Here is a 13,117-nt window from a genome sequence, read left to right on the forward strand (position 1 = left end):
CGGCGGAAGCAGCCAGCAATACCGTTTGATAGGGATAACTCAGCGATTGCTGAGGCGTTTCGCAAGTTGCGGACTAACTTACAGTTCCTGGCGGTTGACAACCCCCCTCGCGTAATTATCGTCACGAGCTCTATGCCACACGAGGGCAAATCAACGACGGCGATCAACATTGCGCTCGCATTGGCGGAGGCTGAGCACAATGTGGTGCTTGTCGATGGCGACATGCGGCGTCCGACCGTGCACAAGTATCTTGACTTAGTGGGTCAGGTAGGGTTCAGCACAGTGCTTAGTGGTCAAGCATCGCTGGGTGAGTCACTGCAGAAAACGCGCTTTCGGGGCTTGACCGTGCTTGCGGCAGGGGCGGTCCCGCCTAATCCGAGTGAACTCCTGGGATCGCAGGCAGCCAAGAATCTACTGACCGAACTGCGTGCGAAGTACGACTACGTCATCGTCGATTCGTCACCGCTGCTTGCCGTCACCGACTCTGCGATATTAGCGGCTGGCGCCGACGGGGCACTGATGATGGTGCGCTTCGGATACGCAAAACGGGATCAACTCGCGCATGCTATTGGGAATCTCAAAGACGTCGGCGCCGCTGTGCTCGGCGCGGTATTCACGTTGACGCCTACACGAGGCGGCTCTTCCTATAGCTACAGCTACGGGTACTACGGGGAGGAAGGCGCGCGGTCTACTCGGTCTGCGCCCGCTGCTTTGAGTCCTGTGGCGCCAAGCGAAGACCGCTCCGACGCAGACGGGCGACGCGCAGCGAACCATAGATCACGCGGGGCAACTGACTGACGTCATGGACTCAAAAGGCGTTTCCGTGGCTGTCGTCGCGGCCTTGATTGCGGGAGTGCTACTTCTCGTAATATGGGGGCGCCCGCGGCTCGCGTTCGTGGCGTGGGTGCTTTCGCTGGTTACGGTCCCGGTCTGGATTAGTGTCGACGTTAGCGCCACTTTGCCCGCGCATTCTGTTGTCGGGCTGCTGGCCATTGCCGCCACCATCAGCAAAACGCCGGCGAGATTCAATAGGTTCGACTACTACTTCGCCATCTTCTTGGCCATCTCGCTGTTGGCGGTGTTGCTCGCCGGTTCAATATGGGCGTCGTGGGCTCAAATATTCATTCGCTGGGGTATCGCCTACGCAGCAGCGCGGGTGCTGGTGTCTGCAACTGGAACAAGATTCGCTGTTAATGTAATCGCGGTACTGTTCGGAATTATTGGCGGGGTTGCAGTATTGGAGTTCGTGCTCCAATGGCATCCATTTGTTGGATGGGAGACTGGGACCGTCGAGTCCAATATATGGCACAAAATTCAGACGCGAGGTGGGACCGATCGCAGTGAGTGGGCTTTCGGCCATTCTATAGCGCTTGGTGCATCACTCGCAATGTCCATACCCTTCATTTTGCGGTCGTCGTTGAATGCCTTAAACAGGTGGATGCTGCTCATACTGGTAGGCGCAGGTATCGCGACAACGGGAAGTCGGGGCGCGCTCGTCGCTGCTGGAGTCACGGCCGCGCTATCTCTCGTCTATTTTGCGAAGCAGCGTGCTTTGCGCACCGCGGCATTGACATTCTCTATCCCTGCAGCGTTGTCGGCTGCAATTATCCTCGGCCCACTGCTTGCGCGTTGGGCGCGCGGGGGCTCCAGCGAGGAACAGGCGAGTGCCGACTACCGCAATTACTTGTATACGACGTATGTGCCGAAGTTCGAGTGGTTCGGGAAGTATCCAGATTTCGATATTACTCGCGCAAATCTGTCTATCGACAGTGAGATTGTCATATTGGGCTTGTCCTTCGGGTGGCTTGTTCTAGTTATTGCCTTAATTCCTATTTGCGTGAGTACAGCCAGAGTTCTGATTGGACGTGCAACAGCTGCCGAGATAGCGATCATTGGGCAGGCGCCTGTGCTCGCTACGGTAGCGTTCATCACTCAGTACGAGAGCGTTTTCTTTCTAATGGCGGCAATGGCAGTTCAATTCGTTTTGGAGGGAGCGGAGAAGAATAGAGGATTGCCGAGATTCACAGATGCAGAGGGCCTGGGCAGCGCTAATACTGTTACTGCCTATCAACGGCCAAGTAGTGGCCCATTGGGGCATCGAGCAAGTGCCAGCGTAAAGCCCGTGTGAATCTCCCCTATCAACAAGGTGACGAGTAAGGGGACGCCGGTGCGCGGGATTATTGATTCGATGAGTAGACCGAGCCTGCACCCCAACGGCGGCAGCGTTCCGTAGTGTTCTGTGCACGTGCGTCCATTCGTAGGATGTCCGCGCAACATTCGCGGTGCATCCATTTACGTAATGTCGAGCATCGCCGGCTCGACGATGAGCAGCGGGCAGTCTATATATCGCTTTTCCTGGGAAGGACATCGCGTGGGGGAGACTCACATGTCCAACATGAGTTTCAGCTACACCTGGGCCGCCTTTAAGTAGGCCTGTATCTTACTCATCAGTGTTACGAGATCGGGGCACAAAGGAATGTATGGCTGCAACATTCTTAGCGCGAGTTCGTCGACTCGGGCTAATCGATGAGGAAGAACTTTGCATTTACTGCCGCTTCGGTTGCCAGCCGGCTTCTAGTTAGTACTCTCCTATTCCTCCTGCTTGCACGTCTTTGGGGTCCTGAGCAATTCGGCACGTTTAGTTTCGTCTTTAGCGTGTGCGCTCTACTCGTCCTGATGGTGGACTTCGGCTTTCCGCTATTCCTTCTTCGAGAGATCGGAGCGGATCCTGCGACGGCTCCGCTACTGATATCCCAAGGCGTAAAGGCGAAGTCTCTACTTGCGGTCGGCACGATCGTGGTAGCCGCGGTGCTGGCTGCTGTTGTCGGACAAGAAACGTTGCCGTTTGCGCTGTATATTTTGCTTTTGCTCGCTGCTATTCTTCTCTCCTACGCAGAGTTCTCTATCGCTCCACTGCGGGCGTTGGGTCGTTACGATCTCGAGACGTACCTTGCCACCTGCGGTAATGCGATCCAATTTCTGTTGGCGGGCGGTACGGCATGGGCAGGGGGATCGCCGGTCGCCGTCGCCGCAGCGATAGTGGTGTCGCGGATGATCTACGTGACTGCATCGTGGCTGACGCTCACTCGAATTGTCCGAATACTCGACATACGCAATGTCCCAGGAAACTTCGTTGCAACTGTTCGACAGCTATGGCCGTACGGGGTCGACGGTGCCCTAACCTCCATTTGGGGCTTTATCGATGTAGTTGCCGTTCGCATCTTATTCGGAGCACATATCGTCGGCCTGTATGCAGCAGGACAGAAGTGCGTGCAGGGTGTGGTTGCACTTGCGCCCATCGTGGGAAACGTGGTGATTCCAAGCCTGGCACGAAAAGCGTCGCAGCGCGCGCCCGATACTTGGAGATTGGCGGCACGCGCGGGCTATCTTATGGTCGGTATAGGATTCGCATTTGCTTTGCCGCTGATAGCAATCCCGTATTGGATAGTCGGAGTTGTCTTTGGACCTGAATTTTCGGAACTTGGAGCATGGCTGCCATGGTTCGGAGCGATACTACTCGTCAGATTCACTGGTGCAGCTTTTGGCGTTGTACTTTCTGCCATTGGCCTTCCCAAGAAACGTGTAGTGGGCCAGGTGCTCGCCTTGCTTACTTATCTTTGCGCGATCGTAACTATCGCGATGGTTGACTTGCATCCGCGTTCGGCGCTGGTGGCGCTGTTGATCGCAATGACCGCGATGGGATTGCTATACGCGGGCCAATTGTTGGCTGCACGCAGATCGAACTATTTGGCGATACCTATCGCCGAAGGCGCTAAGAGATCGTTGCTGGATCGAATCATCAGTGCTCGCGAAGAGAAAGACGGGTAGAACCGGCTTCTGCGAGTTACCAGGGACGGAGTTGTTTGCGTTGTGGTATTGGCGTGATTGGCGTCTGCAGTTCGCCGTAACGGTAGCGTTGATTTCCTAGATTCTCTACCCGATGGCGATACGGCCAGCAGGCGTGCTTGACAACGCTATCGCAGCCTCACCGCGGGCGGCACAGCCAGTGTGGATGACCAGGATCGTGGAGTTGCTAGGCCCCAATGGTCTGGGTGAATTTCGGACCATGGGACTCTGGCGGTCGACACGGGTACGACGTCCTCCTACGCCAAGCCCAACTGGGGCCCGTTTACCGTGCTAGCGGTTCCCGCTGATAAATGGCGCTCACGCGACGATTCGTGTTCAGTGGGCGGTGAGGTGAGCCCTTCGTAGTGGTCCAGTCGTTGTGCGACTCTGTTGCCCGGTCTGCGGGCAAGGAAGAATCAACAACGACATGGCATCGAACAAGCGCCGGCGGCATACTCCGGACCAGATCATCCGCAAGCTCGCCGAGGGCAGCAAGCTCCTCGGGACCGGTCAGGAACTGGCTGAGGTGTGCCGGCACCTGGAAATCACCGAGTCGACGTGGCATCGCTGGGTGGCCCAGTACGGCGGTATGAAGGCCAACGAGGCCAAACGGCTCAAGGAGCTCGAAGCCGAGAACGCCCGGCTCAAGAAGCTGGTCGCCAACCAGGCCCTCGACATCGACATGCTCAAGGAGATCTCGGCGGGAAACTTCTGACCCCGAACCGCAAGCGCAGCGCGGTCATAGCGCTGCGTGAGCGGTTCGGGGTTTCTGAGCGCCGCGCCTGCACGGTCGTCGGTCTGCACCGCTCCACGATGCGGCTGACGCCGGCGCCGGTCACCACCGAGGAGGCCGGGTTAAGGTTAAGGGAGTGGCTGCGCCGGTTCTCCACCGACCGGCCTCGCTGGGGCTGGCGACGGGCAGCCAAGATGGCGCGGCGGGCGGGCTGGAAGGCCAACAACAAGCGCATCCGCCGGCTGTGGCGCGAGGAGGGCTTACGGGTCCCGCAGCGCCGCCGCAAGAAGCGGCTGACCGGTATCGGTGTCGCCGTGGGTGCGATGTCGCCGATTCGTCCGAACGTGATCTGGGCGATGGCCTTCCAGTTCGACACCACCGCCGACGGGCGCACGCTGAAGATGCTCAACGTCATCGACGAGTTCACCCGCGAAGCACTCGCGATCGAGGTCGACCGCGCCATCAACGCCGATGGCGTCGTCGACGTGCTGGATCGCCTGGGGCTCACCCACGGGGCGCCGTACTACGTACGGTTCGACAACGGTCCCCAGTTCGTGGCGCACGCCGTGAGCGATTGGTGCCGATTCAACAGTGCCGGTTCGCTTTTCATCGATCCCGGTTCGCCCTGGCAGAACGCCTGGATCGAATCGTTCAACGGCCGCCTGCGTGATGTACTGCTCAACTCGTGGCGCTTCGACTCGCTTCTGGAGGCGCAGGTGATCATCGAGGACTGGCGCTGCGACTACAACGCCAACTGACCCCACTCCGCCCACGGCGAGCTCACCCCAGCCGAGTTCGCTCTACAGTGGACCACGACCCACCAACCCCAAGTCGCATAACGACTGGACCACCAAACGGGTCCCCCTCAGCGGGCTGACCTTCACTTCCGAAGTCCAGTCGAACGGCTGAACGTTCCGGCTGCTGACCTTAAGTTGGCCGCAGAGTGCAGAGCCAACTGCTGCAGGAGGTTGTAGCCCCTGTAGCGGGGGACCCGATGGCTGTGACAGCCACCCCTGCGCAGCGCCACCATCGACATCAACGGCGTCATCGCCACCTACCCACCAGCACTGAACCCCCAGGTCGAGGCGATACTCGACGCCCTCAAGCGCCCAATGACCCAACTCGGGTCGGACCATGGGACTCTGGCGGTCGACACGGGTACGACGTCCTCCTACGCCAAGCCCAACTGGGGCCCGTTTACCCTGCTAGCGGTTCCCGCTGATAAATGGCGCTCACGCGACGATTCGTGTTAAGTGGGCGGGCTGACCTTCACTTCCGAAGTCCAGTCGAACGGCTGAACGTTCCGGCTGCTGCCCTTAAGTTGGCCGCAGAGTGCAGAGCCAACTGCTGCAGGAGGTTGTAGCCCCTGTAGCGGGGGACCCGATAACCTGCGAGTCGACGTCCAGCGAGTCGGCCAGCCAATGTTCTGCGTCGCTCGGCCTGTAACGGTTGTACTGCGGCGACACTCTCGAGGTTGACGGGGTTCAGTGTGAGAATTCTCTGGTCCGCAGCCGCTAGTAGTAATTCCGCTCCTCGCTGCGTGCGCGCGATGATAACCGAGTTTCCATCCGCGTTGTCGAATGCGGGATACCCCTTTGCATCGGTCGCCCAAAAGTCACCGACAGCGATATCTGCATCCTCCCCTGTCCCATCTGCGCAAAGCTTGCAACGCAGCGGCAGCCTCCTACCGAGATTCTTGCCCCATGAATCTTCATATGACATCGTCCGAACCGCGCCATCGATCGTGCGAACCTCGAACTCACCCGGCCAGCCATCGCCTCGATACCTAAGGCTGGTGACGTCGCTCGGTTCCGCCCCAAGTGCCCTTGCCAGGTCCTCCGTGGCATGTTGACTTGGCGTCCCCGCGCAAAAGAAGCTCAGCAGGACAGGACTTTGTCCGTGAGCTGAGGCTGTGTTGGAAGCTAGCCGACGCCGTCCGGACACTTCACACGGTTTACCGATAAACGCCTCGCAGTTCTGACCCGATAGTGAATTTGAAACCGGGGCATAGCGAGAACCAGCAGCGGCGAGTGCCTCCTCCCGGGACGTAATTCGGAGAGGAACGGTTCGCGTCGGCTGAATGGCGGACATCCCACAGCCGGCTACTTCCCTCGCCCGCCCAGACGACATGAGCCAACAAGAAAGTGCGGTGAGAACACCGCCACTTGAACCGGCATGACGGAACTCGGGATCAACGGCCCATCCCTGCCACGCTTCGACGTAGCTTCCAAAAACCGGGTGCCTCCGCTTCCCTTCCGGGCTTGGCGCATGCAAGCTGACTCCCGGGCACACTCTCGTGAAGGTTGTGGCTTCGGATTCATCTTTATCCCGCGACTCCGAGCCGTTCACGGTCGGCCGACAGAAGCCCTGGCTGTCGAGATTGACCGTGATGCGATCCGAAATAAGTGCACATACTCCGCAACCGGTGCAGTTGTCATTGGCCAGAACGCGCTGCACCTCTCGCTCAAGCTTTGAGCCCGTACGTTCCCTCTTCATAGGTGGGTAGCGGAGTCGTTGTTCATCGGGAGCACCATCGAGGTAAACATGCTCAGAAAACCGTGGTCATCGGGCAACGTCGACTTTGCGGAGTGCTAGCACCGCCGAGTCCAGTCGTTTTCGCGCGCAGTTGCGCACGGTGAGTGCACTCTTGTCGAGCTCGGATTGGCTTATTGTGGCAGTCAAATCCAGTGTTTCCGACGCCGGACTGGCGGCCGAATCATTGAGATCGATGACGTATTCCCAACCAAGGTCGTTCATAAGCGCAAACTTCCGCGAGTATGCCCAACCAATCGCAGGCGTTCCAGAGGACAGTGCGTTCAGACATGCGTGCAAACGCGACCCAATTAGTAAGTTGGCGCTTCCAAGAAGCGACCTGATTTGCTCAAGCGAAGTTGGTGTGACTACTTCGAGTTCCTTTCCGTACTCGCTTTGAAATTCTTGAATGGCGAGGACGTCGTCATCGGGATGGCCAGGAAAAACGTCGTGAGCTAGCAATGTGACCTCACGGCCCCGATCCTGCAAACCAGCGACGAGGCGAATGATCTCATTGCGGTATTTTGCGGAGTTAACGTGGCGGCTTCCGGACCAAAGCAGTCCAGATATGTTGACAATAACATCACGAATTTCGCCGCGACGGGGCTCGGCTAGCGCAAACACGACGTCAGTTGATGTGGCGTCCACTTTTCTTCCTAGACTCTGTGCGCATTCCGCGCTTCGTGGATCGCGTGTGACAACAATGCTCATGGTGCGGAGCGCTCTGCTGGCAAGCCGCCGGCTTATAGTCCTGTTGAAGGGGCCTATCGTCTGCGGCCCCATAACGACAGGAATCCCTAGCCTATGGGCAGTGCGCTGAGCGTAGAGCATGATGCACAGCCGTTTCAGGCCGTAGATATCGGTAAAGCTGTCACCAGCACCCGAGTCAAGAATGATGTCGTATTTCCGGAGTTTGTCCTTAATTGGGCCATTACTTCGGCCGACATCGTGAACAATTACACGTCCTCCCAAAGCGGTGTCAGAGTCGCCTGCGCAATAGTCTTGCAGGTCGACCTGGACGTCACCTCCCCAAGCGCTCCGAGCTAGTTCAGCCATTCCGTCGGCAAGCGCGCGAACTCCAAAGTTCCCTGATTGACTGCTGGCCCACAGTACTAATACGCGCTTTGGATCGGCAGTCACATCGAAACTTTACGCGAACTGAGCAAGAAGTCCACCTGGCGGCGGCAATGTGGTGATGGCTTCAGAAGGGGAGTCGCATGCGATCGCATGCGACTCATCTTAATCCTAGAGGGTAGTTTCGGCTGCCTCCGCTCGCGATCCACATGCCGGGTTTGGCGGCTCCGGAATTCGAGCGCAGGTGAGGGTGGCAATAAACCCGCGCCCAAAGGTGTCGTGTTGGTGGCCGTGTGGTCTTCGGTTGGCAGAAGTTTCAGTATTGTACGCTTTGCCGTTTGCCGTTCCGGAAGCCCTGTGCTGGGGGATTCTGATTGGAAGGTTCCGCGGGATCATCACCGATAGCCAGCACGTCCTCGAAATGGACATTGCAGCGCGGATGCAGTGCGCGGACGTGATGACCCCGACTGCCTGGAACCTACGCTGTTGAGGAAACTGCGCCCACGTCGGCTCCGATGCTCCGGCCGCTCCACGTATTCAACACCTACGGCTCTGACATATTACCCCGCCGTCTCGTATTGCATCCAGCAGTGGACTGGTCTGGCCATCGGCTTGGTCGCCAAACAGCTACGGCCGCTCAGCACCGGCCACCAGCAATCTGCACCGCTCGGACACTCCTGCCCGAAGTTTCGAGGCCCACGAAAGTGCTACCTATCTGAGCTTCAATCCGGGTTCTGGGCAAGATGTCCGAAGTCGGCGCCGTCGGGACCTGCGTGAGCCGGGATGTGGTCAAAGTCGTACGTTCGGTCTTAGGGCCCGGTTCGGTGATGGGCGGCGCGACCCACGACCGCCACATGGTGCCAGTCATCACCGCGTTCGAGGCGAACAGTTGGCAGTGTCACATGTCCGGTAGGGGGCCGTTCATCCACGCCCATGTACGTGCCAACCCGTCGCGTAGCGTCACTGTTGGTTCCCATCCCAAGCTGCGCGCGAGCCCAATATCGAGTACTGAGCGGGGTACATCGAAACCACGGGCGCCCTGATGGATGAGCGTGAGTTCTTCTCCAGTCACCTCTGACATTGCTCGTAACACGTCTGACACGCTGACACCACGTCCTGAACCTGCGTTGACCGCGCCGCGGAAACCAGACTCAGCGGTGGCGATGCAGAGGTCGCCCACGTCGTCCACGAATACAAAGTCGCGAACAATGGATTCGGCTCCGTACAAAATTGTCGGCACACCCTTGAGATGATTACGCCAGGCCACACCGATAATGCCCTGCGGGCGTGAGAGATTCTGGCCCGGTCCGTACGCGTTCGCTACGCGAAGGTTCACCGTGCGAGTCGCCGTCTTACGCGCAATTGCAGCGACCGCATATTCGGACGCCACTTTCATCGCGCCATATGATGAGATCGGATCAGGCCGCTCATCTTCATGGTGAGCCGACATCCCCTCGCCGTACACAGTGCCACCCGAGGACAGATAGATAAGACAACTCACGTGCGCGTTGACCGCCTGCTCAGCGAGCCAACTGGAAACGCCGACCGAAGCGGCCATCGCCGCCGCTGGCGATTGTTGAACTGTGGCTGGGACATGCGAAGATGCGGCGTCAACCACCACGTCGACTTCCGCGAGAAGTTCGCCTAGGTGGAAGCCCAATTCGGCGCGTCCGTGGACGAATGCAATGCTGGCACTTAGGAGCGAGCTCGGACGGGGGCCGAGTACCGTGACTGAGGCGCCGTGCCGGGCAAATCGATTGGCGATACCGCTGCCCAGTAGCCCGGCCCCCACTACGAGCACTTTCACAGCGCTGCCCCAGCTTCTCGGTAGGCCGCAGAGATTCGCTCGATGAATTTGGAGCGACTCAACTCTCGGCGCGAGTAGTCCATCGCCAGAGAACCCATAGCTTCGAACTCGTGCCGGTTGCGAACTGACCTGTCGAGTTCGGCGGCGAGGGCATCGACTTTCCCTGGAGAAACCATGACACCGCGGCCCTCGCCGAGAAGATCTGGAATGCCGCCTACCCTCGATCCAATCACGGGCAGACCGATACTCATCGCCTGATAGATGACAAGGGGTGACACCTCATGCCAGATGGATGGAACGACGAGTGCTGCCGCTGTCAGCATCTCAGCCTCGACCTCACCGCCCCATGCCTGACCAACGAACTCGACTGGGGCGGAAAGAGCTGAGGACAGTTCACGGAGCTCAATCTCCAACGGGCCAGCGCCAACAATGCGTACGTTTACGCCAGACTGTGCAGCCGCTCGGATCAGGACGTCCACGCCCTTCTCGATGACCAAACGGCCGACGTAGAGCACGTGTTGGTCAGGAGACCTTCGAGGGGGAGTGCCGGAAGTAGGCCAGAAGTTCGGGACGATCTTGATTCGTGCAGCCTCGATCCCACCTGCGAGCGCACTCTGCCGCATCAACTCATTGCTGACGAGCACCCGTGCCGCGGCGTTATAGGGCTTCATCGCCATAACCGCGGCAGCCTCTGCACCGAGGACAACGCCACCGGCCATTGACCCACGCCAGCAGCGCGTCGCAGCGGGTGCGATGACACGCCGTCGCGGCTCTTCCAGGCATATGGTGCAAATCTGCTGCGTGCGGTCGTTCAGCAACCTATAACTAGGGCACGACAGTTTATAGTCGTGAACCGATAGCAGGGTTGGGATTCCGTGCCGGCGTAGTTCACGCATGAACATGGGGCTCAGCTGGTGATAGGCGTGAACGACGTGCGCAGCATCGATCCTCTGGGCTGCCAGAAGTCTTCGGATCGCACGGGTTGTCTCGTCGCCAAAGACGGCACGACGCGAGGAGCGCAGGCGATTACGAATGCCCGGAACGGTTGGATCGACCTCGGGCACAAAGTGATGTCTCGACGGTGTGTCGAGTGTGTCCTCCTCCAGTTGCGCGAAAGGCACCACCTGGTGGCCCAGTTCCTCTAGCACGTCCTTGAGTAGAAAGCAGTACTCCTCAACGCCTCCCAGTCTTCGCCAGTACTTGTTTACAAGCAGAATTCTCAAATCAGGAACTCTCGCTCATTTCGAAGGCTAACCGGTCGCCGCGTGGGACCGTCGCGGCACACCCAAGAGCCGCCGTCCGGCAATGAACAGCGTCGTGTGCGTCCGGCGGGCTTTCGTGCGCGCGATAACTCAAGCTGTGACTCCGAATCCCCCCAAATATGGGCGCAGGTGCAACGAATGGTCTCTACCAGCTGTGCGACGAGACCATCCTAGCGGACCAACCTAGGGCCACCAGACCAAAGATCTGAACGGCAGCTTTGGTTGGGGACTCGCTTCCCGGAATACGAGGAATTGTCAATACCTGTGGATCGGGTTGTTTCAGGCGACCTCCGTTCCGGCTTGTTCATCGCCTTCTGAGGGCGGTTGTGGTGGGGTGATGTCGGCGGGGCGTTCGAGGAGTTTGCCTTTGTGGAAGACCGCGCCAGCGCGTACGAGGGCGACCAGGTGCGGGGCGTTGACGGCCCGCCAGCGGGCCTGTGCAGCGTCGATCAGCTTGTAGGCCATAGCGATACCAGATGCTCGCGACCCTGGCCCTTTGGTCACCTTCGTCCGCAGTCGCACGGTGTCGAACGTCGACTCGATCGGGTTCGTCGTCCTCAAGTGGATCCAGTGCTCGGCCGGATAGTGGTAGAACTCCAGCAGGGTGTCGAGGTCATCGACGATCTTGGCGACCGCCTTGGGAAACTTGGCCCCGAAGTCAACTTCGAAGGCCTTGACCGCGACCTGCGCCTTGTCGATGTCCTCGGCGTTGTAGATGTCCTTGATCGCCGCCAACGCGGCCGGATGGGACGACTTCGGCAGTGCAGCAAGGACATTAGCTTGCTTGTGGAACCAGCAGCGCTGCTCGCGGGTGGCCGGGAACACCTCCCGGACGGCTTTCCAGAACCCGAGTGCGCCGTCGCCGACAGCCAGCACCGGGGCGGTCATGCCGCGCCGTTTGCAGTCACGCAGCAGATCGGCCCATGACTCGGTGGATTCCCGGTAGCCGTCGATGATCGCCACCAGTTCCTTGCGGCCGCCGGCGCGCACCCCGAGCATCACCAGCAGGCACAGTTTCTCCTGGTCGAGCCGGACCTTGAGGTGGATGCCGTCGACCCACAGGTAGACGTAGTCGGTGCCGGACAGATCCCGGGCGGCGAACGTGCGAGCCTCGTCCTGCCACTGCGCGGTCAAGCGGGTGATCGTGGTGGCCGACAACCCGGCTCCCGATCCGAGGAACTGTTCCAGCGCTGGCCCGAAATCGCTGGTCGACAAACCGTGCAGGTACAGCAGCGGCAACACCTCGCTCATCTGGGGAGACTTGCGCGCCCAGGCCGGCAGGATCGCCGAGGAGAACCGCTGCCGCTCACCAGTATCGGGATCGACGCGTTTGTCGTTGACCCGCGGCGCCTTCACCTCGACCGCCCCGGCCGCGGTCAACACCTCGCGGGACTGGTGGTACCCGTTGCGGACCACCAGCCGGCGGCCCTTCTCGTCGAGCTGATCGGCGAACTGGGCCACGTAGGCAGCGACTTCGGCCTGCAGTGCAGCGGCCAACATCTGCCGGGCACCGTCGCGGACGATCTCGTCCAACAAGGACCGACCAGCAGCGCTGCCATTGTCGTTGGCGTCCTGGGCGTCGTGAACTACGGTGAGCATGGGCGTACCTTCCCAACCAGCGCGCCAACGCCGGTCTTGATCGAATACCTGATTCCGTGAAGATCATCCTCGGGAAGGTGCGCCCACTTTCACGGCCCCTCGCCGAGCCTCATCCACAGGTATTGATCATTGCTCCCGGAATACGGGTCGGCAGCGATAGCAGACTGCTTAGCCTGGATTCACCGATGAGGTAGGGATGGGAGGCGGGTTGTAACAGCGAAATGCCCTGTCGTGGTGAAAGAATGAGATTTCTCGAGGATCACA

Annotated in this window: 8 protein-coding genes and 1 pseudogene; 4 read left to right on the forward strand and 5 right to left on the reverse strand. The window is 59.4% G+C overall.

The features are described 5' to 3' along the window. The 4 genes and pseudogenes from H7I57_RS07715 to H7I57_RS07730 all read left to right on the forward strand — a co-directional run. Positions 1-798: CpsD/CapB family tyrosine-protein kinase (locus H7I57_RS07715; protein WP_264022806.1), on the forward strand; the 798-nt coding region annotated here is incomplete at its 5' end. A gap of 25 nt (positions 799-823) precedes the next feature. Next, entirely contained in the window at positions 824-2,128 is a 1,305-nt protein-coding gene (locus H7I57_RS07720) for an O-antigen ligase family protein (protein WP_264022807.1), read from the forward strand. Positions 2,129-2,526: 398 nt separating this feature from the next. Further along, positions 2,527-3,828 (forward strand): oligosaccharide flippase family protein, encoded by a 1,302-nt coding sequence (locus tag H7I57_RS07725; protein ID WP_264022808.1) that lies wholly within the window; start codon positions 2,527-2,529, stop codon positions 3,826-3,828. Between the two features lie 445 nt (positions 3,829-4,273). Next, a pseudogene (locus tag H7I57_RS07730) lies at positions 4,274-5,418 on the forward strand (IS3 family transposase). Positions 5,419-5,848: 430 nt separating this feature from the next. Here the strand turns inward: H7I57_RS07730 and H7I57_RS07735 are convergent. The 5 genes from H7I57_RS07735 to H7I57_RS07755 form a co-directional block, all read right to left on the reverse strand. Next, positions 5,849-7,075: a Coenzyme F420 hydrogenase/dehydrogenase, beta subunit C-terminal domain gene (locus H7I57_RS07735; protein ID WP_264022809.1), complete on the reverse strand. Its 1,227-nt coding sequence runs from the start codon at positions 7,073-7,075 to the stop codon at positions 5,849-5,851. A 66-nt stretch (positions 7,076-7,141) separates the two neighbouring features. Further along, positions 7,142-8,251 (reverse strand): polysaccharide pyruvyl transferase family protein, encoded by a 1,110-nt coding sequence (locus H7I57_RS07740; protein WP_264022810.1) that lies wholly within the window; start codon positions 8,249-8,251, stop codon positions 7,142-7,144. A gap of 832 nt (positions 8,252-9,083) precedes the next feature. Beyond that, positions 9,084-9,992: an NAD-dependent epimerase/dehydratase family protein gene (locus H7I57_RS07745; protein ID WP_264022811.1), complete on the reverse strand. Its 909-nt coding sequence runs from the start codon at positions 9,990-9,992 to the stop codon at positions 9,084-9,086. Beyond that, positions 9,989-11,215 carry a glycosyltransferase family 4 protein gene (locus tag H7I57_RS07750; RefSeq protein ID WP_264022812.1) on the reverse strand — a complete coding sequence of 409 codons (1,227 nt, stop codon included), beginning with the start codon at positions 11,213-11,215 and terminating at the stop codon, positions 9,989-9,991. Before H7I57_RS07750 ends, H7I57_RS07745 begins: the two co-directional genes overlap by 4 nt. A 318-nt stretch (positions 11,216-11,533) precedes the next feature. Beyond that, a complete protein-coding gene (locus H7I57_RS07755; protein ID WP_264022813.1) occupies positions 11,534-12,853 on the reverse strand; it encodes an IS256 family transposase in 1,320 nt (439 codons plus the stop codon). Between the last annotated feature and the right edge of the window lie 264 nt (positions 12,854-13,117).

Origin of the sequence: Mycolicibacterium pyrenivorans (assembly GCF_025821625.1) — a bacterium.
GTDB classification, from domain to species: Bacteria; Actinomycetota; Actinomycetes; order Mycobacteriales; family Mycobacteriaceae; genus Mycobacterium; species Mycobacterium pyrenivorans.

Coding starts and splice junctions, on each gene's coding strand:
- H7I57_RS07755 (WP_264022813.1), bottom strand. CDS start 12,853: ATGCTCACCGTAGTTCACGACGCCCAGGACGCCAACGACAATGGCAGC.
- H7I57_RS07735 (WP_264022809.1), bottom strand. CDS start 7,075: ATGAAGAGGGAACGTACGGGCTCAAAGCTTGAGCGAGAGGTGCAGCGC.
- H7I57_RS07725 (WP_264022808.1), top strand. CDS start 2,527: ATGAGGAAGAACTTTGCATTTACTGCCGCTTCGGTTGCCAGCCGGCTT.